At 74.5% G+C, this 21,068-nt stretch carries 25 protein-coding genes and 1 tRNA gene; 14 read left to right on the top strand and 12 right to left on the bottom strand.

Features of this window, described 5'->3' with window-relative positions; genetic code table 11:
* Positions 1-45: 45 nt before the first annotated feature.
* Positions 46-525, bottom strand: coding sequence for a heme-degrading domain-containing protein (locus tag FB458_RS05445; RefSeq protein ID WP_141847434.1), 480 nt, complete (start codon positions 523-525; stop codon positions 46-48).
* A 23-nt stretch (positions 526-548) separates the two neighbouring features.
* Complete coding sequence (locus FB458_RS22030; protein ID WP_141847432.1) at positions 549-1,634, bottom strand: DUF4328 domain-containing protein; 1,086 nt, start codon at positions 1,632-1,634, stop codon at positions 549-551.
* Positions 1,635-1,773: 139 nt separating this feature from the next.
* Between FB458_RS22030 and argS the strand changes: the two genes are divergently transcribed.
* The 6 genes from argS (at position 1,774) to pntB (ending at position 8,067) form a co-directional block, all read left to right on the top strand.
* On the top strand, positions 1,774-3,519 hold the full coding sequence (argS, locus tag FB458_RS05435; RefSeq protein WP_141847430.1) for an arginine--tRNA ligase: 1,746 nt from the start codon (positions 1,774-1,776) through the stop codon (positions 3,517-3,519).
* A 115-nt stretch (positions 3,520-3,634) separates the two neighbouring features.
* On the top strand, positions 3,635-3,871 hold the full coding sequence (locus FB458_RS05430; protein ID WP_141847428.1) for a hypothetical protein: 237 nt from the start codon (positions 3,635-3,637) through the stop codon (positions 3,869-3,871).
* On the top strand, positions 3,868-4,629 hold the full coding sequence (locus tag FB458_RS05425) for an FAD:protein FMN transferase (RefSeq protein ID WP_141847426.1): 762 nt from the start codon (positions 3,868-3,870) through the stop codon (positions 4,627-4,629). The genes FB458_RS05430 and FB458_RS05425 overlap by 4 nt, the downstream gene beginning before the upstream one ends.
* A gap of 196 nt (positions 4,630-4,825) precedes the next feature.
* Positions 4,826-4,987 (top strand): hypothetical protein, encoded by a 162-nt coding sequence (locus FB458_RS21225; protein ID WP_170185574.1) that lies wholly within the window; start codon positions 4,826-4,828, stop codon positions 4,985-4,987.
* Between the two features lie 161 nt (positions 4,988-5,148).
* On the top strand, positions 5,149-6,684 hold the full coding sequence (locus FB458_RS05420; RefSeq protein ID WP_141847424.1) for a Re/Si-specific NAD(P)(+) transhydrogenase subunit alpha: 1,536 nt from the start codon (positions 5,149-5,151) through the stop codon (positions 6,682-6,684).
* 3 nt (positions 6,685-6,687) lie between these two features.
* Positions 6,688-8,067 (top strand): Re/Si-specific NAD(P)(+) transhydrogenase subunit beta, encoded by a 1,380-nt coding sequence (gene pntB, locus FB458_RS05415; protein ID WP_141847422.1) that lies wholly within the window; start codon positions 6,688-6,690, stop codon positions 8,065-8,067.
* Between the two features lie 7 nt (positions 8,068-8,074).
* On the opposite strand, the gene FB458_RS05410 is transcribed toward pntB, so the two are convergent.
* Positions 8,075-8,599: an SRPBCC family protein gene (locus FB458_RS05410; RefSeq protein WP_246061080.1), complete on the bottom strand. Its 525-nt coding sequence runs from the start codon at positions 8,597-8,599 to the stop codon at positions 8,075-8,077.
* A 44-nt stretch (positions 8,600-8,643) separates the two neighbouring features.
* On the opposite strand from FB458_RS05410, the gene FB458_RS05405 reads away from it, so the two are divergent.
* The gene (locus tag FB458_RS05405) at positions 8,644-9,540 is read left to right on the top strand and encodes an aminoglycoside phosphotransferase family protein (protein ID WP_170185573.1); all 897 of its coding nucleotides are present in this window, start codon (positions 8,644-8,646) and stop codon (positions 9,538-9,540) included.
* 48 nt (positions 9,541-9,588) lie between these two features.
* Here FB458_RS05405 and FB458_RS05400 read toward each other — a convergent pair whose 3' ends face one another.
* From FB458_RS05400 to upp, 4 genes are all read right to left on the bottom strand, one after another.
* A complete protein-coding gene (locus FB458_RS05400; RefSeq protein ID WP_141847416.1) occupies positions 9,589-10,731 on the bottom strand; it encodes a glutathione-independent formaldehyde dehydrogenase in 1,143 nt (380 codons plus the stop codon).
* A gap of 97 nt (positions 10,732-10,828) precedes the next feature.
* On the bottom strand, positions 10,829-11,800 hold the full coding sequence (locus FB458_RS05395) for a PH domain-containing protein (protein WP_141847414.1): 972 nt from the start codon (positions 11,798-11,800) through the stop codon (positions 10,829-10,831).
* A 6-nt stretch (positions 11,801-11,806) separates the two neighbouring features.
* Positions 11,807-11,974, bottom strand: coding sequence for a hypothetical protein (locus FB458_RS21220; RefSeq protein WP_170185572.1), 168 nt, complete (start codon positions 11,972-11,974; stop codon positions 11,807-11,809).
* A 137-nt stretch (positions 11,975-12,111) separates the two neighbouring features.
* On the bottom strand, positions 12,112-12,750 hold the full coding sequence (upp, locus tag FB458_RS05390) for a uracil phosphoribosyltransferase (RefSeq protein WP_141847412.1): 639 nt from the start codon (positions 12,748-12,750) through the stop codon (positions 12,112-12,114).
* A 77-nt stretch (positions 12,751-12,827) separates the two neighbouring features.
* Between upp and FB458_RS05385 the strand changes: the two genes are divergently transcribed.
* On the top strand, positions 12,828-13,265 hold the full coding sequence (locus FB458_RS05385) for a nucleoside deaminase (RefSeq protein ID WP_141850353.1): 438 nt from the start codon (positions 12,828-12,830) through the stop codon (positions 13,263-13,265).
* A 10-nt stretch (positions 13,266-13,275) separates the two neighbouring features.
* Positions 13,276-13,362: transfer RNA gene (locus FB458_RS05380), tRNA-Ser, on the top strand.
* A 66-nt stretch (positions 13,363-13,428) separates the two neighbouring features.
* On the opposite strand, the gene FB458_RS05375 is transcribed toward FB458_RS05380, so the two are convergent.
* Positions 13,429-14,058 carry a hypothetical protein gene (locus FB458_RS05375; RefSeq protein WP_141847410.1) on the bottom strand — a complete coding sequence of 210 codons (630 nt, stop codon included), beginning with the start codon at positions 14,056-14,058 and terminating at the stop codon, positions 13,429-13,431.
* A 173-nt stretch (positions 14,059-14,231) separates the two neighbouring features.
* On the opposite strand from FB458_RS05375, the gene FB458_RS05370 reads away from it, so the two are divergent.
* Genes FB458_RS05370 through FB458_RS05355 form a run of 4 tightly spaced genes read left to right on the top strand, consistent with a single transcriptional unit; the run spans position 14,232 to position 17,124 of the window.
* Positions 14,232-14,753 carry a MaoC family dehydratase gene (locus tag FB458_RS05370; protein ID WP_342778020.1) on the top strand — a complete coding sequence of 174 codons (522 nt, stop codon included), beginning with the start codon at positions 14,232-14,234 and terminating at the stop codon, positions 14,751-14,753.
* 9 nt (positions 14,754-14,762) lie between these two features.
* On the top strand, positions 14,763-15,611 hold the full coding sequence (locus FB458_RS05365) for an HpcH/HpaI aldolase/citrate lyase family protein (protein WP_141847409.1): 849 nt from the start codon (positions 14,763-14,765) through the stop codon (positions 15,609-15,611).
* Complete coding sequence (locus FB458_RS05360) at positions 15,608-16,066, top strand: VOC family protein (RefSeq protein ID WP_211355937.1); 459 nt, start codon at positions 15,608-15,610, stop codon at positions 16,064-16,066. The genes FB458_RS05365 and FB458_RS05360 overlap by 4 nt, the downstream gene beginning before the upstream one ends.
* 26 nt (positions 16,067-16,092) lie before the next feature.
* Positions 16,093-17,124 (top strand): LLM class flavin-dependent oxidoreductase, encoded by a 1,032-nt coding sequence (locus FB458_RS05355; protein ID WP_141847407.1) that lies wholly within the window; start codon positions 16,093-16,095, stop codon positions 17,122-17,124.
* Between the two features lie 42 nt (positions 17,125-17,166).
* Here the strand turns inward: FB458_RS05355 and FB458_RS05350 are convergent, their stop codons facing one another.
* Entirely contained in the window at positions 17,167-18,630 is a 1,464-nt protein-coding gene (locus FB458_RS05350) for an FAD-dependent oxidoreductase (RefSeq protein WP_141847406.1), read from the bottom strand.
* 22 nt (positions 18,631-18,652) lie between these two features.
* The gene (locus FB458_RS05345) at positions 18,653-19,558 is read right to left on the bottom strand and encodes an AurF N-oxygenase family protein (RefSeq protein ID WP_141847404.1); all 906 of its coding nucleotides are present in this window, start codon (positions 19,556-19,558) and stop codon (positions 18,653-18,655) included.
* Positions 19,559-19,655: 97 nt separating this feature from the next.
* On the opposite strand from FB458_RS05345, the gene aroQ reads away from it, so the two are divergent.
* Positions 19,656-20,096, top strand: coding sequence for a type II 3-dehydroquinate dehydratase (aroQ, locus tag FB458_RS05340; protein ID WP_246061079.1), 441 nt, complete (start codon positions 19,656-19,658; stop codon positions 20,094-20,096).
* Between the two features lie 30 nt (positions 20,097-20,126).
* Here the strand turns inward: aroQ and FB458_RS05335 are convergent, their stop codons facing one another.
* Entirely contained in the window at positions 20,127-20,678 is a 552-nt protein-coding gene (locus FB458_RS05335; protein ID WP_141847400.1) for a LytR C-terminal domain-containing protein, read from the bottom strand.
* A gap of 69 nt (positions 20,679-20,747) precedes the next feature.
* Complete coding sequence (locus FB458_RS05330) at positions 20,748-21,044, bottom strand: type II toxin-antitoxin system VapB family antitoxin (protein ID WP_141847397.1); 297 nt, start codon at positions 21,042-21,044, stop codon at positions 20,748-20,750.
* Positions 21,045-21,068 lie beyond the last annotated feature (24 nt).

Here is a 21,068-nt window from a genome sequence, read left to right as displayed (position 1 = left end):
CGTACGGCGTCCTGCGGACGATCCGCGTCCGGAACCGCGCCGACCTCAGCCCTGCGCGAGGTGGGCGCGCAGCGCCTCGACCACGAGGGCGTGGTCGTCGGCCTGCGGCAGGCCCGAGACGGTGACGGTGCCGACCGGCCCGACGTGGACCACCCGGATCGGGAAGGACCCGCCGTGCGCGGCGTACTCGGCCGGGTCCAGCCCGGCGTCGGCGTCGAGGACCCGGCCCCGGGCGGCGAGACGGCGACCGACGAGGAACGAGCTCGCCCCGAACCGTTCGACGGTGCGGACCTTCCGCTCGACCCACCGGTCGTTGTCGGGGGTCGTCCCGGCCAGCGCGACGTGGAAGAGCTGGTGCGACCCGCGGCGGATGTCGATCGTCACCGGCAGCCCCCGCTCGCGAGCCAGCGCGACGAGCCGGCTCCCGAGCGACCACGCGTCGTCGTGGTCGAAGCGGGTGAGCACGAGCTCGCGCTCCTGCTCCTCGAGCGTGGCGATGAGGGCGGCGAGGTCGTCGTCGGGCACGGGGGAACGCTAGCCCGTGCGGGTCAGGCCGTCCGGTAGAGCGAGGAGGGGTGGGTGCGCTCGTGGTGGGCGACGAGCAGGTCGTGCGCGTCGAGGTGGAAGCAGACCCGACCGATGGCGAAGGACAGGCACAGTTCCGCGCCCACCGACAGCAGCCAGTAGAGGGCCGTCCCGAGGCACAGGTGGGCGACCAGGCCGCGTCCGTCCGGGGTCGTCAGGTACGGCTGGGCGTAGAAGCCGGTGAAGAACATGGCCACGTAGGAGCCGAGGGTGAACGCCCACCACCCGAGGATCGACATCGGCGTGGGCTTGCTCGCGGGCCGCAGGTCAGTGGCGCGCCACACGTCCCGCATCGACTGGTAGGGCCAGACCATCCGCAGGCCAGGCAGGAGGAAGCCCAGGACCGTGCCGACGGGACCGTGCTTGATCTTGCGCCTGTCCGCGCGGGGGTCCCGGGCCAGCATGGCCAGCCAGACGATCAGGCAGATCTGCGAGAGGCTGCTGACCAGGAGCGCGGCGAGCAGCACCAGCAGCACGACCCCGGAGGGGGAGGGGGTGCGCGGGTCCGAGAGCGACCCGGCACCGGCCGCGGTCAGGTCGTTCGAGATGGCCAGGCAGGCCAGTGCTCCGGCACCGCAAACGGCCGCGGAGAGCATGCTGAGCACACGCACGGTCGTCCCGAACAGGCTGAGACCGGAGCGCTGGGCCTTGAGCGGGGGCGGCTCGACGGCGGGCGGTGGCGCGGCGACGGGGGTGTAGGGGCGCGGCGGCGTCGGCGCCGCGGCGCCCCACTGCCCGGGCACGTGCGACGCCGGGGCGTGCGGGCTCGGGACGGGTGCGGGGGTGATCGGCGGGCGGGGTGCGGCCGGTCGCCGCGCAGGGGCGAACGGGTCGGTGTGGGTCACCGGGGCGGGCGGTGGGACGGCCCGGCCCAGGCCGTACGACGCCTCCTCCTCGTCCGCCGCGGCGGCCTGCGCCTGGGCGGCCGCCTCGGCGAGGGCGCGCGCCTCGGCCCGGCTCGTCACCCGGCTGAGGTCGGTGCCGGTGGGTGCGGGGGCGGAAGCGTCGCCGGGGAGGGTCCAGCCCGGGGCGTCGAGGTCACCGTTCACCCGGACATCGTGGTGCAAAAGCCGCGTCTCGTCGTCGTCCGAACGTCCAGGCCACGGCGCCACTCGGACGGGACGGGCCCCGCGGGGCCTCGCCGGGACGTCGACGGAAAGGGGAGGCCGACCGCCCTAGGCTGGACCCATGGTCTCGCCGTCCGCCGCGCTCGCCCCCCTCGTCACCGCCGCCATCGCGCAGGCGTTCGGGGAGGACTTCCGCGGCGCGGACCCGGTGCTACGCCCGAGCCAGTTCGCCGACCTGCAGAGCAACGCGCCCCTGGCGCTGGCCAAGCGGGTCGGGATGCCGCCGCGCGACGTCGCCGCGAAGATCGTCGCCGAGCTCGAGGCGCTCGGGGTGCGCGACGTCGTCTCGGGGCTGGAGATCTCCGGGCCCGGCTTCGTCAACCTCACCGTCTCCGACGCGTGGGTCTCGGCGCAGGCGGCGGCGCTGGCCGCCGACGAGCGCGCCGGGGTGCCGGTCCAGGACCCGCGCACCGTCGTCATCGACTACTCCTCGCCCAACGTCGCCAAGGAGATGCACGTCGGGCACCTGCGCACGACCATCGTCGGCGACGCGCTGGCGCGCACCCTCGAGGAGCTGGGCCACACCGTCGTGCGGCAGAACCACGTCGGCGACTGGGGGACCCCGTTCGGCATGCTCATCGAGCACCTGCTCGACGTCGGCGAGGACAGCCCCGACGCGGCGCTGCTCGAGACCGACCCGAACGCCTTCTACCAGGCGGCCCGGGTGAAGTTCGACGGCGACGAGGCCTTCGCCACCCGTGCCCGCGCCCGGGTGACGACGCTCCAGTCCGGCGATGCGGGCACCCTCGCCACCTGGGAGCGGCTGGTCGGCCTGTCCAGGGTCTACTTCAACAAGGTGTACGCGACCCTCGGGGTCACCCTCACCGACGTCGACCTGGCCGGGGAGTCGACGTACAACGACGAGCTCGCGGGGATCTGCGACGAGCTGCAGGAGAAGGGCCTGGCCACGGTCTCGGACGGCGCGCTGTGCGTCTTCCTCGACGGGTACACCGGTCGCGAGGGCAAGCCGGTGCCGCTCATCGTCCGCAAGTCCGACGGGGGCTACGGCTACGGCACCACCGACCTCGCGACCATCCGCCGCCGGGTGCACGACCTGCACGCCGACCGGGTGCTCTACGTCGTCGGGGTCACCCAGGCGCAGCACTTCGAGATGGTGTGGCAGACCGCGCGGCTGGCCGGCTGGGTGCCGGACGACGTCGAGGTGGTCCACGTCAAGATCGGCAGCGTCCTCGGTGAGGACCGCAAGCTGCTGCGCACCCGGGCCGGCAGCGCGCTGCGGCTCATGGCGCTGCTCGAGGAGGCGGTCACCGCGGCGACCGCCGTCGTCGAGGAGCGCCGCTCCGACCTCGACGCCGCCACCCGCGCCGAGATCGGGCGGCAGATCGGCATCGGGGCGGTCAAGTACGCCGACCTGTCGGTCGCCCACGACAGCGACTACGTCTTCGACCTCGACCGGATGCTCGCCCTCACCGGCAACACCGGCCCCTACCTGCAGTACGCCGTCACCCGGCTGCGCTCGATCTTCCGCGCGGCCGGGCTGGACCCGCAGGAGGCGGTCGCTCGCCGGGTCGTCGTCACCGAGCCGGCCGAGCGCGCCCTCGCGCTGGCGCTGCTCGGGTTCGGCGGCGTCGTCGCCGCGGTGGGGGACGAGCTGGAACCGCACCGGCTGTGCGTCTACCTCTTCGACCTCGCGCAGACGCTGTCCGCGTTCTACGAGGAGTGCCCGGTGCTCAAGGCCGCGACCAGCGAGGCCCGTGAGTCGCGGCTCGCGCTGTGCGCCGCGAGCCTGCGCGTCCTCCTGCTCGGCCTGGGGCTGCTCGGGATCGAGGCCCCGCAGCAGATGTGACGAGCGGCGGAGGCGCAGCGCACCGGCACCCCACACGCCGGGCACAGCCGCCCGACAGAGCCGGACGGGACCGTCGAGGGGTCAGCAGCCGCCCCGACGCCCAGGAGAGCCCGCGATGCCCACCACCCCCGCCACCACCCTCGCCCGGCGCACCCGGCTGCGGGCGACCGCCACCGCCGGCGGCCTCGCCGTCCTGCTCGGTGGCTCGCTCGTCGGGCACCTGCCCGCGGCGACCGCCGCCGTCGCGACCACCGCCACGTCCGCCGCGTCCGCCACCGGCACCCTCGGCGCCGGGCTCTCCGCCGTCACCGGCACGGTCGGCGCCGTGGCCCGGACGGGGGGCCAGCGATGAGCGCCCAGGCCGTCGACCCCGGCTCCCTCACACCCCCCGGCCCGGCCCTCGAGCTGCACGGCCCCGCCTACGAGTGGGCGCTGTGGGGGACGACCGTGCGCCTCGTCACGGCGGACCCGGCGGCCCTGCGCTCGGCCAAGCGGCTCGTCGACGACGTCCTCGCCCACGTCGAGCTGGCCGCCGGCCCGCACGGCGAGGCCGACCGGCTGCCCTCCGGTCGGTGGGTGACGACGTCCGCGACCCTCACCGCGCTCGTCGCGGCCGGTCTCGAGCGGGGGCTGGTCGGCGGTCTCGAGGTCGTGGTCGACCAGCGGCTCGTGCGCGTCGCGCCCGGGGCCACGCTCGACGTCGGCGTGGTGGCCCGCGCGTGGGGCGCGGACCGCTGCGCCGAGGTCGTCGCGACGCAGCTCGACGTCGCCTGCCTCGTGAGCATCGGCGGCGACATCGCCACCGCCGGTCCGGACGGCTCGGGGGCCGAGCTCGGCTGGGAGGTGCTCGTGCAGCACGCCGACGGCGGGCCCGCCGCGCTCGTCGCGGTCCCCACCGGCCTGGCCCTGGCCACGGCCGCCGGGGTCGACGGGGACCCGTGGTCGGCGGCGACGGTCGTGGCGCCCGACGCCGTCGCCGCGCGCGGGCTGGCGACGGGGCTGGTGCGGGGCCGCGTGCGGGACGCGGACGGCTGGCCGGCGCGCCTGGTCCCCCCGGGCCCGGGAGCGCCGGTCCTCGTCGGCGACTGGCCGGAGGGGGCCGAGCTGTGACCGACCCCGAGACACTGGTGTGAGTTGTCTCGGAACCCTCGCGCCGCGCGGTAACGCTTCGCTATCGTGACGGGACGGTGCAGCCGTCCCCACGACCCTGAAGGCCCGCGATGACCACGCTCGCGGGCCTTCAGACCGTCCCGGGACGGGCGGCGCCGCTCGCGTGACCCGGCGGCGGCCCCCTCGTTGACCAGGCATGACCGACGACGAGCAGCCTCCGGCGCAGCCGCCGCCCGCGCAGGTGCCGGGCCCGACGTCGTACGACCGCCGGCAGCGCGACGTGGGCTCGTCGCTCTTCCTCGGCGGCGTCGTCATCATCGTGCTGCTCGTCGTCCTCGTCTGGCAGGGCCTGTTCTGACCCCCGCGACGGGCCGCCTGTGAGGACCACCACGGCGCGCCCGGTGGACACGGTGTTCCCCGGGACGCGCCCGACCCCGTAGGTTGCCCGTGCCGGCCACCGCCGTGGCCGACGCCCCCGCTCCCACCGCCGGGAGCAGCGGACGCCGACCCGGAGGTCCCATGCGCATCGGAGTTCCCCGCGAGACCGCCCCGGGGGAGACGCGCGTCGCGGCCACCCCCGCCTCGGTCGAGAAGCTGCGCGCGCTCGGGTACGACGTCCTCGTCGAGACCGGCGCCGGCGCGCTGGCCGCCTTCCCCGACGAGGTGTACGTCGCCGCGGGGGCACGGCTGGGCAGCGCGGCCGAGGCCCTCGACAGCGACGTCGTCCTCAAGATCAACGCCCCGAGCGACGTCGAGATCGACGCGCTGCGCGACGGCGCCGTCCTCGCGAGCCTCATCTCGCCGGCCCTCAAGCCCGAGCTCGTGCAGCGGCTCGCCGGCCGCCCGGTCACCGTCCTCGCCATGGACGCCGTCCCGCGGATCTCGCGGGCGCAGGCCCTGGACGTCCTCTCCTCGATGGCCAACATCGGTGGCTACCGCGCCGTCATCGAGGCGGCCCACGAGTTCGGCAGCCTCTTCACCGGGCAGGTGACGGCGGCCGGCAAGGTCCCACCCGCCACGGTCCTCGTCATCGGCGCGGGGGTCGCCGGCCTCGCGGCCATCGGCACCGCGGGCAGCCTCGGTGCCGTCGTGCGCGCCTTCGACGCCCGCCCGGAGGTGGGGGAGCAGGTGCGCTCGATGGGCGCGACCTTCCTCGAGGTCGAGCGGACGCAGGAAGAGCTGCAGGCGTCGTCGGACGGCTACGCCAAGCAGACGACCGCCGACTTCGAGGCCCGCGCCGCCGCCCTCTACGCGGCCCAGGCGCGCGAGGTCGACATCATCGTCACCACCGCGCTCATCCCCGGCCGCCCCGCGCCCCGGCTCATCACCGCCGAGATGGTCGCGTCGATGAAGCCGGGCAGCGTCGTCGTCGACATGGCCGCGGCCAACGGCGGCAACTGCGAGCTGACCCGGGCCGGCGAGGTCGTCACCAGCCCCAACGGGGTCAAGGTCATCGGCTACACCGACCTGCCGGGGCGGCTGCCGACCCAGGCGTCCCAGCTCTTCGCGACCAACCTCGTCAACCTGCTCAAGCTGCTCACCCCGGGCAAGGACGGCCAGGTCGTCCTCGACCTCGAGGACCAGGTGCAGCGCGGGATGACGGTCGTGCGCGACGGCGAGGTGCTCTGGCCCCCGCCGCCGGTCCAGGTGTCCGCGGCGGCGGCCGCGCCCGCGGCGGCCCCGCCGCCGAGGCCCGAGAAGGCGCCACCCTCCGCCGTACGGGGTGCCGTTCCCCTCGTCGTCGGCGTCCTCGCGCTCCTCCTCGTCACCGCGCTCGCGCCGGGGCAGCTGGCCGAGCACCTCACCGTGCTGACCCTGTCGGTCGTCATCGGGTTCTACGTCATCGGCAACGTCGCCCACGCGCTGCACACCCCGCTGATGTCGGTGACCAACGCCATCTCCGGGGTCATCCTCGTCGGCGCGATGCTCCAGGTGACGAGCGACCGGCTCGTCGTCCAGCTGCTCGCGGCGCTCGCGGTCCTGCTCGTCAGCATCAACGTCGTCGGCGGCTTCGCCGTCACGCGGCGGATGCTCTCCATGTTCTCGAGGGGCTGAGCGATGACCGCCGAGAAGGTCACCTTCGCCGCCTACCTCGTGGCGGCCCTGCTCTTCATCCTCAGCCTCGCCGGGCTGAGCAGGCACGAGACCTCACGGCGCGGCGTCCTGCTCGGCATGGCCGGGATGGGCGTCGCCGTCCTCGCCACGCTCGTCCTGCAGCACCCGAGCGGGCTCGGGCTCGTCCTGCTCGTCGTCGCCGTCCTCGTCGGCGCCGCCGTCGGCCTGTGGCGCGCCCGGGTCGTCGAGATGACCGGCATGCCCGAGCTCATCGCGCTGCTGCACAGCTTCGTCGGCCTCGCGGCGGTGCTCGTCGGCTGGAACGGCTACCTCGAGGACCCGGGCCTGACCGGGTCGCTGCTCGGGATCCACCACGGCGAGGTCGTCGTCGGCGTCTTCATCGGCGCCGTGACCTTCACCGGCTCGATCGTCGCCTTCCTCAAGCTCTCCGCACGGATCCCCTCGGCTCCGCTCATGCTGCCGGGCAAGAACGCCCTCAACCTCGGCGCGCTCGTCGTCTTCGTCGCGCTCACCGTGTGGTTCGTTGTCTCGCCGTCGCTGTGGCTGCTCGCCGTCGTCACCGTGCTGGCCCTCGCGCTCGGCTGGCACCTCGTCGCCTCGATCGGCGGCGGCGACATGCCCGTCGTCGTGTCGATGCTCAACAGCTACTCCGGGTGGGCCGCCGCCGCGTCCGGCTTCCTGCTCGACAACAACCTGCTCATCGTCACCGGCGCGCTCGTCGGCTCCTCGGGCGCCTACCTGTCCTACATCATGTGCCAGGCGATGAACCGCTCCTTCATCTCGGTCATCGCCGGCGGCTTCGGCATCGAGGCGCCGAGCGGCGAGGCCACCGACTACGGCGAGCACCGCGAGACGAGTGCGGCCGAGGTCGCCGAGCTGCTGCGCGACGCGTCGTCCGTCGTCATCACGCCCGGCTACGGCATGGCCGTCGCCCAGGCGCAGTACCCCGTCGCCGACCTCACCGCCAAGCTGCGCGAGCGGGGCGTCGACGTGCGCTTCGGCATCCACCCCGTCGCCGGACGCCTTCCCGGTCACATGAACGTCCTGCTCGCCGAGGCCAAGGTGCCCTACGACATCGTCCTCGAGATGGACGAGGTCAACGACGACTTCGACGCCACCGACGTCGTCCTCGTCATCGGCGCCAACGACACGGTCAACCCGGCCGCCGCCGAGGACCCGGCCTCGCCGATCGCCGGCATGCCGGTCCTCGAGGTGTGGCACGCCAAGAACGTCGTCGTCTTCAAGCGGTCGATGGCCAGCGGGTACGCCGGCGTGCAGAACCCGCTCTTCTTCCGCGACAACAGCGCCATGCTCTTCGGCGACGCCAAGGACCGGGTCGAGGACATCCTGCGGGCGCTGTGACGGCGGCTCAGCGCGTGGCGGCGATCCGCTCGCGCAGCCCCGCCGCCATCCCCGCGACGGTGAGCAGGTCGAACCAGGAGCCGAGCGTGTCGGCGAGCCAGGGGCGCCGTACGCCCGCGATCCGCAGCCGCAGCTGCAGGCGGGTGCCGCTCCCCGCGGGCGAGAGCACGAGCGCCCACGACAGCCGCAGGTGCCCGCGCACCGACGTGTAGACGAGGTGGTGGGGCGCCTCGAGCGCTGCGACGGTGAAGGTCGCGTCCGCGCTGCCGTAGTCCGGCACGACGTCGCCGACGGCGAGCGTCGTCCAGCGCGGGTCGAGACGCCGCAGCGCCCGCCGCCGGCGCGGCACCACCCGCTCCACTGCTGTCGGCAGGTACCAGCCGGCGCGGCGCTTGCCCAGCTGCACGAGCCAGGGCCACACCCGCTCGGGCGCGGCGTCCACGGTGACGGCGCGGTCCATGACGACGCTCGCGTCGGGCACCTCGTCGTCGCCCGGCAGCGCTGCCGCGACCTCCGCCGGTGTCGCTCTCACGAGGGTCAGTGTGCCGTGCCGCGCACCCGGTAGCGTCCGGTTCCGTGCCCACGCCCGACGCCGACGTGCGGGTCGACGAGACCGTCGTGCGCCGCCTGCTCGCCACGGGGCTGGCCCCGCACCACCCCGACCTCGCGGCCCTGCCGCTGCGCCGCGTCGCGACCGGGTGGGACAACGAGGTCTGGCGGCTCGGCGCGGACCACGTCGTCCGGCTGCCGCGGCGGGCGCTCGCGGCCGACCTCGTCGTGCACGAGGCGCGGTGGGTCGGCCTGCTCGCGCCGACGCTGCCGGTCGCCGTCCCCGAGCCCGTCCACCTCGGGGCGCCGGAGACGACGGACGGCGGCTACCCCTACCCGTGGCTCGTCGCCCGTTGGGTCCCCGGTGAGGACGTCGCCCGGCTGCCGGTGCCGGAGCGCGGCGGCCTGGTCGACGACCTCGCCGACGCGTTCCGCGTGCTGCACCGCCCGGCGGCCGAGGACGCCCCGGTCAACCTCTTCCGGGGCCGACCGGTGCGGGACCGCGACGACGCCGTACGGGCGCGGATCCTCGCCTGGGACGGGCCGCGTGAGCCGCTGCGGGCGGCCTGGGAGGCCGGGCTCGCCGCGCCGCCGTACGACGGCCCTCCGCTGTGGCTGCACGGCGACCCGCACCCGACCAACCTGGTCCAGAGCGGGGGCCGGCTGAGCGGCCTCGTCGACTGGGGCGACGTCACCGGCGGCGACCCGGCGAGCGACCTCGCGACGGCGTGGTTCAGTTTCGACCCGCAGCAGCGGCGGGCCTTCCGCGCCCGCCTCGACGCCGACGGGACGCCGTACGACCCGCACGTGTGGACTCGCGCCGCGGCCTGGGCCGCCGCCTTCGCCGCGGCGATGGAGCCCGGGTCCCCGCACCGAGGGGTCGCCGAGCACACCGCGCGGCAGCTCGTCCTCGACGCCGGGTGACGTCCGCACCGGCGGGGCACCGGTGCCCCGTCGGTGCGGACGCTGGACTCAGGCCGACGGGTGGAGCAGGACCTTGGTCCAGCCGTCCTCGCGGGCGTCGAAGTGGGCGTACCCGTCCGGCGCCTCGTCGAGCCCGAGCTCGTGGGAGACGATCCAGCCCGGGGTCGCCCGCCCCGCGACGATGAGGTCGCGCAGCTGGCGGTTGTAGCGCTTCACCGGCGCCTGGCCGGTGCCCATGCTCTGGCCCTTGGTGAAGAACTGGCCGTACTGCCAGGGGATGCGGCCCTCCTTGGCCAGGTCGCTGCTCGCCCCCGGGTCCTCGGGCACGTAGACGCCGACGACACCGATGCCGCCCGTGGTGCGCACGCTCGCGACGAGGTTGTCGAGGACGAGCTCGGGGTGCTCCTCCCCGGAGTGGTCGTGCGCCTGGTAGCCCACGGCCTCCACGCCCCGGTCGACGCCGAGCCCGTCGGTCGCGTCGAGCAGCTGCTGCACCGGGTCGCCCTGGGAGAAGTCGACCGGGGTCGCGCCGATCTTCTCGGCCAGCCGCAACCGGTCCGGCTGACGGTCGACGACGAAGACCTGGCTCGCGCCGCGGATCATCGCCGAGTGCGCGGCCATCAGCCCGACCGGACCGCCGCCGAAGACCGCGACGCGGTCACCGACCTGGAAGCCGGACAGCTCGACGCCGTGCCACCCGGTGGGGAAGATGTCCGACAGCATCGTGAAGTCGTTCTCGTGCTCGTCACCCTCGGGCAGCGACAGCAGGTTGAAGTCCGCGAACGGCACCCGCAGGTACTCGGCCTGACCGCCGTCGTACGGGCCCATGTTGGCGTAGCCGTACGCCGCCCCGTCCATCCCCTCGGTGGGGTTCATCCGGGTGCAGAACGACGACCAGCCGGTCAGGCAGTTGCGGCAACTGCCGCACCCGATGTTGAAGGGGACCGAGACCCGGTCACCGGCCTTGAACTGACGCACGGCGTCGCCGACCGCCTCGACGACGCCCATGTTCTCGTGGCCGAGGACCTTGCCCTCCTCGACGCCGGTGCGCCCCTCGTACATGTGCAGGTCCGACCCGCAGATGTTCGTCGTCGTGATGCGGACGACGACGTCGTTCGGGTCCTCGATCCGGGCGTCCGGCACCTCCTCGACGCTGACCTTGCGCGGGCCCTGGTAGACGACGGCCTTCATCTCGATCCCTCCACTGCTCTCGACGGGCCGCGGTCGGACGGCAACGGCCCGTCAGCCCTCCTGCCCGGAGTCCACCCGCAGGAACCGGTGGGGGATCTCACCCGTCGCGACGGTCGCGACCCCACTCCTCGAAGGACTCCCACAGCAGCTCGTCGTCCTCCCCCTGCCCGTACGACGTCGCGTCGTCGCCCGCCGCGACGTCCGCCTCGTCCGGCTCGGGGTCGAGGTCGCGCCCGGTGCCGACCGCGATCGGTCCGGTGCGGGCGCGCCGGGTGCGCAGGTCCTCGCTGAGGTAGAGCGGCTCGCCCTCGTCGCCAGGGGCGTCGTCACGGCCCCGACGGACGGGGCGGCGGGGCCGGGGGATCCGGATGGCCCGCGAGTGGTCGCCGGCGGCGCCGTAGTCGACGACCGGGGAGCTGCCCTGCGGCACCCAGCCGGGCCCGGGGGTGAGCGGCCCGCGCGGGGCCATCGGGTCGTCGTCCCTGCCGCGGGCGCGCGGACCGCGCGGCCCGTCGTCGTCGCCGTCGTACCCGTCGTCGGCCTCGTCGACGTCGTCGGGCCCCGCCTCGTCGGCAGGCACGTCCGCGCCGAAGATCTCGGTGACGATCGCCCGGTAGGTCTCGTCCGGGTGCGGGATGTAGTTGATGTCGCGCAGCGCCTGCTCCTGGCCGGCGGACTCGAGGACGAAGTGGCCGTAGCCGAGGGCGAGCCCGACGACCGAGCGCTCGTAGGACATGTCGGTGACGCGGTTCATCGGCATCATCGGCGTGCGCTGCCCGACGAAGCCGGTGGTCAGCAGCAGCCGCTTGTTCGTCGCGACGAACCAGTCGTGCCGCCACTCGAAGAGGATCCACGCGGTGCGCAGCACCCCGGCCAGCGCGACGACCCACACGACGTTGCGCACGACGTCGAGGTCGGGGGCCGTGACGATGTCGACCCAGACGGCGAGGACGAGCAGACCGACCCCGATCCCGACGTCCTTGGCGACCTTGACCCAGTGCAGGTGGATCGCGAGGACCACGCGCTCACCCCGGACGAGGTAGCGCTCGTAGCGGGGGGCGCGCGCCACCTCCGGCTACTTCAGCAGCGCGTCGAAGAAGCTGAAGATGCTGCGCACGCCCTGGCCGAGCACGTCCCCCGACGTGTGCACGATGTCGGCCGCCTGCGTGGGGGACTTGACGATCGCGTAGACGACGAAGGCGATGAGCAGCCAGCCGCCGACCTTCTTCACGCGCTGGGTCATCGGGGTGCTCCTCGGGGGACGGGCGTAGAGTCGTGCTGCGGCTGCGGGTGGCGCGGATCAGGGACCAGTGTGCCAAATGTTGCGCGTGGGGTGGGGACGGTGCGGCGGCGAGCCGCGACCGCCGTACGGCGTCCTGCTCAGACGACGCCGTACAGGCGGTCACCGGCGTCGCCGAGACCGGGGACGATGTAGCCGTGCTCGTTGAGCCGCTCGTCGACCGCGCCGGTGACGAGCGTGACGGGGACGTCGAGCCCGGCCAGCTCCTGCTCGACGTGGGCGATGCCCTCCGGGGCGGCGAGCAGGGTGATGGCGGTGATGTCGTCGGCGCCCCGCTCGACGAGGTACTGGATGGCCATGACGAGCGTGCCGCCGGTCGCGAGCATCGGGTCGAGGACGTAGCACTGGCGCCCGGACAGGTCGTCGGGCAGCCGGTTGGCGTAGGTCACCGCGGCGAGGGTCTCCTCGTTGCGGACCATCCCGAGGAAGCCGACCTCGGCCGAGGGCAGGATGCGCACCATGCCGTCGAGCATCCCCAGGCCCGCGCGCAGGATCGGCACGACGAGCGGCTTGGGGCTGGACAGCTTGATGCCCGTCGTCGTCGCCACCGGCGTGCGGATCTCCACCGGCTCGGTGCGCACGTCCCGCGTCGCCTCGTAGGCGAGCAGCGTGACGAGCTCCTCGACGAGGCGCCGGAAGGTGGGGGAGTCGGTCCGCTCGTCGCGCAGGTAGGTCAGCTTGTGGGTGATGAGCCGGTGGTCGGCGACGTGGACGCGCATGAGGGGGAAACTATCGTGAGCGCGTGCCCCCGACCCCGCTCCGGCCGCTCCCGGTCGACCCGCGGTGGGAGGCGCTCATGGGTCGCGCGCTCGAGCTCGCCGCTCGCGCCGGCGCCGCCGGCGACGTGCCCGTCGGCGCGCTCGTCCTCGACGCCGCCGGCACGGTGGTCGGGCAGGGGTGGAACGCGCGCGAGGCCGACGGCGACCCCGTCGCGCACGCCGAGGTCCGCGCCCTGCAGGACGCCGGCCGCCGTACGGGGTCCTGGCGGCTGGACGGCTGCACCCTGCTCGTCACCCTCGAGCCGTGCGCCATGTGCGCCGGCGCCGCCGTCCAGGCCCGGGTCGAGCGCGTCGTCCTCGGGGCGTGGGACGCCAAGGCGGGGGCCTGCGGGTCGGTCTGGGACCTCGCCCGCGACCGTCGCTCGCCGCACTGGGTCGAGGTCGTCGGCGGCGTCCGCGAGGACGAGTGCGCGCTCCTGCTGACCGATTTCTTCACGGGGCGACGGCTCCGGTAGCCTCTCCCGCGGTGGCGTGTCCGAGTGGCCTAAGGAGCACGCCTCGAAAGCGTGTGTGGGAGCGATTCCACCCAGGGTTCGAATCCCTGCGCCACCGCCGCATGACGAACGAGAGCCCCCGGACGCCGTCCGGGGGCTCTCGTCGTGGGGGGTGGGGGCCAGGTCAGCCGCGGATCCGGACGTTCGCCGTGCCGAAGGTCAGCGAGCCGTCGGTGGGGAGCTTGCTGCCGAAGGTCCTGTTGAGCACGCCGGCGGCGACCGGGTCGAGCTTCAGACCCACGCCGGAGACGACGGTCGTGGTGCCGACCGTGCCGACGCGGACCTTGGCGAGGTCGAGGTCGAGCAGCGGCACGTGCGCGGCCGCGCCGTTGACCGTCGTCGCGAAGACCTTGCCGGCGGCCAGGTCGATGTCGAAGCTCCCGACGGCGAGGCTCCTGCCCTTGCCGACGAAGACGATGCCCCCGGAGTGGGTGATGTCGCCGGTGCCGGCGGCCAGGTCCGCGGTGCTGCCGGTGATCGGGAAGCCGTAGGACACGAGCACCCCGTTGCGGTACTTCACGCCAAAGGTCGTGCCCGGGGCGGGCAGCGGCACGATGCCGGACCTCAGCAGGGCCTCGGCGACGCCGGGCGCGGTCGTCACGGTCGTCGTACCGAGGGTCTTCGCCGCGGTGGCCGCGGGCGCGGAGCTGACGGTGGCCGCACCGGCCGACGGGGCGGCGGCGAGGCCGACGACCGCGAGCAGGGCGACGAAGAGGGCGGCGAGCGGCGCGCGCCGGGGACGCTTCAAGGACATGAGGACTCCGTTGTCGTCGGGGTGTCGTCGGGTGGTCGACAGGTGGTCGACGGGGTCGGCCCGGGGGCCGGTCCCAGCGTCCTCGCGCCCCCGGGGAGCTCGCCACCGTCGTCGCCGGATCCCTGCCGAGCCGCCGGATTCGCCCCGGAACGCGAGCGGGTAGCGTCCTCCTCGTGAGCGACGACGCCCCCACGAGCACCTCCCGCCCGGACCCGATGAGCCTGCCGACGGTCCAGCAGCGCGGCTTCTTCTACGAGGAGCTGCAGGAAGGGGTGCGCTACGTGCACATCCCCGGCAAGACGGTCGAGGACGCCGAGAACGGGATGTTCAGCGCGCTGACGATGAACCCCGCCGCGCTGCACCACGACGCCGTCGCCGGCGAGCAGGGCGAGTACGGCAAGCGGCTCGTCAACAGCCTGCTCACCCTCTCCACGCTCGTCGGGCTCTCGGTCGGGCACATCACGGTGGGCACGACGGTCGCCAACCTCGGCTTCGCCCGGGTCGACTTCCCCGCGCCGGTCTTCGCCGGCGACACCCTCTTCGCCAGCACCGTCGTGCTCTCCAAGCGGCTCTCGCGCTCGCGCCCCGAGGTCGGGATCGTCGTGCTCGAGCACACCGCCCGCAACCAGGACGGCGTCGTCGTCTGCGTCGCCGAGCGCACGGCGATGATGCGGCGGCAGCCGCAGGACGCGTAGGCCGCGGTCGTGAGCGACGAGGCGCCGTACGACGTCCTGCGCGGCCCGGCGCTGCTGTTCTGCCCGGGTGACCGCCCCGACCGCTACGCCAAGGCCGCCGAGCGGGCCGACACGGTCGTCCTCGACCTCGAGGACGCCGTCGCGCCGGCCGACAAGGACGCGGCCCGCGAGGCCGTCGAGGCGGCGCTGCCCGGGCTGGGGAGCAGGGCCATGGTCCGCGTGAACGCCTGCGACACACGGTGGTTCGCGGACGACGTCGCCATGCTGCGGCGGGTCGGGCACACCCGGGTCATGCTGCCCAAGGCCGCGGCGGCGACCGACCTCGACCCGCTCGAGGGCCTGCAGGTCCTCGCCCTCGCCGAGACCGCCCGCGGCGTCCTGCACGCCGAGGAGGTCGCCGCGCACCCGGCCTGCGTCGCGCTGATGTGGGGCGGCGAGGACCTCGTCGCCGACCTCGGCGGCCGGCGCAGCCGCGGCGTCGACGGCCGCTACCACCCCGTCGTCGAGCACGCCCGGCTGACCGTCCTGCTCGCCGCCCGGGCCTGGGGCAAGGCCGCGGTGGACAGCGTCCACATCGACATCGGCGACCTCGACGGGCTGCGCCGCGAGTCGCTCGAGGCGGTCGACGTCGGGTTCGCCGCCAAGTGCTGCATCCACCCCAGCCACGTGCCCGTCATCCGCGAGGCCTTCGCCCCGACCGAGGAGATGGTGGCCTTCGCCCGCGGGGTGCTCGAGGCGGCGCAGCACGAGAAGGGCGTCTTCCGGCACGAGGGGCGGATGGTCGACGAGCCGCTGCTGCGCCAGGCCCGGGCCACGCTCGCGCAGGTGTCCACGGGGCGTCGTACGGACGCGGGGTGAGCGACGTGGGGGAGGTGCCCTTCGTCCGGCAGGTCGTCCTCGACTGCGCGCACCCGCGGCCGCTGGCCGAGTTCTACCGGGAGCTGCTCGGCTACGAGTACCGCACCGGCGACGCGCCGCCCGGGCCGGGCGCGCCCGACCCGGTCGGCGAGGACTACCTCGTCATCCGGCCCGACGGCGAGGACCCGAGCAGCGGGCGCGGGCTCGGTTTCGCGGCCGTCCGCGGCTACGAGCCCCCGGTGTACGGCGGCGCCGCGGGCGAGGCGCCCGGGGCGGTGCGCCAGATGATGCACCTGTGCATGACCGTCCCCGACCGGGACGCCCTCGCCCGGCAGCGCGACCGCGCGCTCGCGCTCGGGGCGCGGCTGCTCGAGGACCGCTTCGACGACCCCGATGAGGCGCTGCTCGTGCTCGCCGACGTCGCCGGGCACCCGTTCTGCCTCTACGTCCCCTGAGGGACCAGGGCTCGTAGGCTGGCCGCATGGACGGACGGCCGTTGCGGCGCCTGGGGTTCCTCACCATCGGCCTGTTCGACGAGGCCGACCCGCGGCCCGGGCACGAGTCGACCCTGCGGCTCATCGAGCTCGGCGAGGAGCTGGGGCTGGACAGCGCCTGGCTGCGGCACCGCCACCTCCAGCACGGCATCTCTTCACCCGTCGCCGTCCTCGCCGCCGCGAGCCAGCGCACGAGCCGGATCGAGCTCGGCACGGCCGTGACGCCGCTCGGCTTCGAGAACCCGTTCCGCCTCGCGGAGGACCTCTCGACCGTCGACGTCCTCTCGGGCGGCCGGCTCAACCCGGGTGTCAGCGTCGGCCCCCCGACCCACTGGGACGACGTCAAGGAGCACCTCTACCCCGACAGCGCCGACGTCGAGGACTTCTCCTACGCGCGGGTCGAGCGGCTGCTCCACGCCCTGCGGGGCGAGCCGGTCAGCGGGTTCGAGGGGCAGCAGGGGATCGAGACCTACAGCCGCCGGATCCAGCCGCACGCGGCGGGGCTCGCGGACCGGGTCTGGTACGGCGCCGGCAGCGTCCGGTCCGCGCGGTGGGCCGGGGAGCAGGGTCTCAACCTGCTCACCAGCAGCGTGCTCACCGGCGTGGGGGCGGACGGCGACGAGGGGCCGTGGGACTTCGCCGCCCGCCAGCGCGAGCAGGTCGACGCCTTCCGCGCCGTGCACCCCGACGGCGACCGGGCCCGGGTGTCCCAGGGTCTCGTCGTCGTCCCGACCGACGGTGCGAGCCCCGAGCAGGCCCGCCGCTACGAGGAGTACGCCGCCGCCCGGCTGCCGCGCACCCGCGAGCCCCAGGGCCCCGGCCGGCTGCTCTTCGCCCCCGACCTCGTCGGCCCGTCGGAGGTCCTCGCCGAGCGGCTGCGGGCGCACGCCGGGTTCCGGGCCGTCGACGAGGTCGCGTTCGCGCTGCCCTTCACCTTCGCGTACGAGGACTACGTGCAGATCCTCACCGACCTCGCCACCCGCCTCGGCCCGCTCCTCGGCTGGACCCCCCACCACTAGCGTCCGCACCGTCGGGGCACCGGTGCCGCACCCCTGCGGACGCTAACGCAGGCGCAGGAGACGGCGGCGCAGCGGCAGCGGGGGCGGCGCGGTCGGTGCCGGGAGGCGCCCGGCGAGGGCGTCGTCGACGAGCGCGGCGACCGTCTCCTCGGCGTCGCGGCGGTTGGCGCCGATGCCACCGGACCCACCGCGCTTGGCCCAGCCGGCGACGAAGAGCCCCGGTACGACGCCCCCGCCCGGCGCCTCGAGCACCCGACCGGACTCCTGCGCCACGGCGCCGGCCGCGTCGACCGGCATCCCGGGCAGACCGCGCGCGGTCCGCCCGATGGAGGTGACGACGAGCCCGGCGCGCAGGTCGGTGCCGTCGGCGAGGGCGAGGCCCTGGACGCGCGAACCACCGAGCACCGCCCGCGGGGCGGAGCCGAAGCGCAGCACGATCCGTCGCCCCACCGGGTCGGTGTCCCAGGAGACCGCTTCCCGGTCGACGTCCTGCAGGTGCGCGGCCGGGCCGGCGCCCGCGGCGACCTCGTCCCCCACCCCGGGGACATCGTCGACGACGAGCCGCACGCCGGGAAGGTGCTTCAGCGCGAGCAGCTCGGACTCGGTCCAGGCGGCGGACGACGGTCCGCGTCGCCCGACGACGACGACCTCGCGGACGGCGCTGCGCCGCAGCGCCGCCCGCACGTGCGGGTCGAGGTCCCCGCCCAGGTCGTCGGGGTCGCTGGCGAGCAGCCGCGCCACGTCGAGCGCGACGTTCCCGGTGCCGACCACGACGGCCCGGGGGCGGGTCAGGTCGGGCGCCGGTGCGGCGGGGTGGCCGTTGGCCCACCGGGCGAGGTCGCCACCGGCGACGACGCCGGGCAGGTGCTCGCCGGGGATCCCCAGCCGCCGCTCGTCGCTCGCGCCGACCGCGACGAGGACCGCGTGGTGGGTGGCGCGCAGCTCGTCGAGCCCGACGTCGCGCCCCACCTCCGTGCCCAGCCGCAGGGTCACCCGCGGGTGGCGGAAGATCCAGGCGAAGACGTCGGCGACCCGCTTGGTCGACGGGTGGTCGGGCGCGACGCCCCACCGCACGAGCCCGCCGGGGACGTCCTCGCGCTCGACGAGGGTCAGCCGCGCCTCCGTGCTGCGCAGCAGGGTCTGGGCGGCGTAGCAGGCGGCCGGGCCGGTGCCGACGACGGCGACCCGCAGGTCGCTCCCGGCCGGCAGCGCCCGCGGGAAGCGCGGCGCGGCCCACGTCGTCCCCACCGGCCGGTCCGCGTAGAAGGCGGCGTTGCGCCCGGCGAAGTGCGCGAGGGGGGCGGTGAGCTCCTCGACCGGGAAGACCGCGTCGACCGGGCACGCGCTCGCGCAGGCGCCGCAGTCGATGCAGGCGCGCGGGTCGACGTACAGCTGGTCGGTCGTGCCGAAGTCCGGCTCGTCCGGCGTCGGGTGGATGCAGTTGACGGGGCACACCGACACGCAGTGCGCGTCGTTGCAGCAGGACCGGGTGATGGCGAACGGCATGGCGGCTCGTCTCCCGACCGGCTCAGAGCAGGTGCAGGCGGGAGTAGATCCGCCGCGCCGGGCCGCCGACCAGGCCGCACTCGTCGAGGAACTCCATGAGGTGGGCCGAGCTCGTGCGCAGCATCGCCGCGTGGTGCGGGTTGTCCTTCGCGGCGGCGACGGCCTCGCGTACGTCGAGCCCGGCGGCGGCGTACACCTTCGGGTGCACGAGGTTGCCGACGATGACCGAGGCGACGATCGCGATGAGCGTGCCGCTGCGCAGCCGGCGGGCGGCCGAGGCGCCCTCGAGAGCCGCCTTCATCTCCTCGCGGGCGAAGGTCATGTGCCGCGACTCCTCGACGACGTGGATCCGGCTCGTCGTGCGGATGACCGGCAGGACCCGCTCGTCGCGCATGAGGTCGCGCTGGTAGATGTCGAGCACTTCCTCGGCGACGAGGATGCCGCCGTACGCGCTCTCGCCGGTGGCGAGGGTCTTGTAGCCGCGGGCCAGCTCGACGGCCAGCCGGCTCGGCCCGTACGCCGGCACCCCCATCGTCTGCATCGCCCGGGCGAACATGATCGAGTGCCGGCACTCGTCGGCGATCTCGGTGAGACCGAACATGAACTCCGACCGCGTCGGGTCGCTCGCGTAGAGCTCGCGCAGCACCATCTGCTGCAGGATCATCTCGAACCAGATGCCGGTGCTCATCACCGAGCAGGCCTCGTGCCGGGTGAGCGTCACACGCTGCTCCGGCGTCATCCGGTCCCACAGCGGCGTCCCGTAGAGCGAGGACCACTCCGGCGAGAGGCCGTGCTGGGTCGGGTCGAGGGGGGCGTCCCAGTCGACCTCGGTGGTCGGGTCGAAGGACAGCGTCCGCGAGGACTCGAGCAGCCGGTGCGCGACGGTCTCGTCGATGCGGGAGCGAGCGGGGGAAGCGGTGGTGGTCATCGGGTCCTCCTGGGTGCGCCATCAAATATGTGACATCAACGGTGTCACATCACGAGTGGTCTGTAAAGACCCGGTGGCCCCCGGATACGCTCGCCGGGTGCCGCGTCCCGTCATCGCCGTCCTCAACGGCCCCAACCTCAACCTCCTCGGCGAGCGTCAGCCCGAGGTCTACGGCCACGACACCCTCGCCGACGTCGAGCGCCGCTGCCGCGAGCGGGCCGACGCCCTCGGCTTCGACGTCGACGCGCGGCAGAGCAACCACGAGGGGGAGCTGGTCACCTGGGCGCAGGAGCTGCGGCACGGCGCCGGGTTCGTCGTCAACGCCGGCGCCTACACGCACACCTCGGTCGCGCTGCGCGACGCGCTCGTGCTCGCCACCGGCCCGCTCGTCGAGGTGCACGTGAGCAACGTCCACGCCCGCGAGCCGTTCCGGCACCACAGCCACCTCAGCGACATCGCCGCCGCCGTCATCGTCGGCTGCGGCGTGCAGGGCTACGAGTTCGCCGTCGAGGTCGTCGCGGCGCGCTCCCGCGCCTGACCCCCGGCCGGCCCGTCGGGCCGCGCCCGCTCAGCAGGGCGGGGCGGTCGTCGCGGTCGAGGGGGTGGCGAGGGCGTCGTACCGGTCGCCGAGCACGAGGTCGACCGACGCGTCGGCGCGGGCGTCCTGCACCATCGCGGCGGTCGGGAGCATCGCCTTGACGACGGTCGCCGCGGCGGAGCCGTTCTTGCCGAAGCGGATCTCGCCGGTGCCGGTCACCGACTTGCTCAGCGGGTCGTTGGCGACCGTGCCGACGACGAACCCGCGGGTGCGCACCTCCTTGGCCGTCGTGCCGGCCAGGCCCGTCTTCGACGTCGCGTTGTAGACGTTGACCGTCACCTGCGACGGCTTCGGCGCCGCGGCCGGCTGGGCGGTCGCCTTCGCGCCGGCCTTGGCCGTCCCGGACGTCGTGCACGACGTCGTGGGCGTCGGTGCCGCGACCGCGCCCTCCTTGCGGTTGATGTACGACGACGCGACGTAGAAGGCGCCGGCGAGCATCGCGACGACGACCAACAACGTGATGGCGGTACGACGCCGCCTGCGCGCCCGCCGTGAGGACGCGGACTCCACCACGTAGCTCACGCGCTGCTCCTCGTCTCGGGGCCGATGGGGCCGATGGCTTCACGGGCGGCCGGGGCGGCCTGCGGCTGGTCAGTCAAGCACGAGCACCCGTGCGTGCAGGGTGGCGCGCTGCTGGAGCGCGGCGCGCAGCGCCCGGTGCAACCCGTCCTCGAGGTACAGGTCGCCCTGCCAGTCCACCACGTGGGCGAACAGGTCGCCGTAGAACGTCGAGTCCTCCGCGAGCAGCATGTCGAGGTCGAGGTTGCGCTTGGTCGTCACGAGGTCCTGCAGGCGCACCATGCGCGGCGGGACGTCCGACCAGTCGCGCGGCGTCACCAGACCGTGGTCCGGGTAGGGACGCGAGTCGCCGACGGCCTTGAAGATCACGCGGTCAGACTAGGGCGCCGACCC

Origin of the sequence: Lapillicoccus jejuensis (assembly GCF_006715055.1) — a bacterium.
Classification (GTDB): domain Bacteria; phylum Actinomycetota; class Actinomycetes; order Actinomycetales; family Dermatophilaceae; genus Lapillicoccus; species Lapillicoccus jejuensis.
This window is presented reverse-complemented; position numbering and strand designations above follow the sequence as displayed.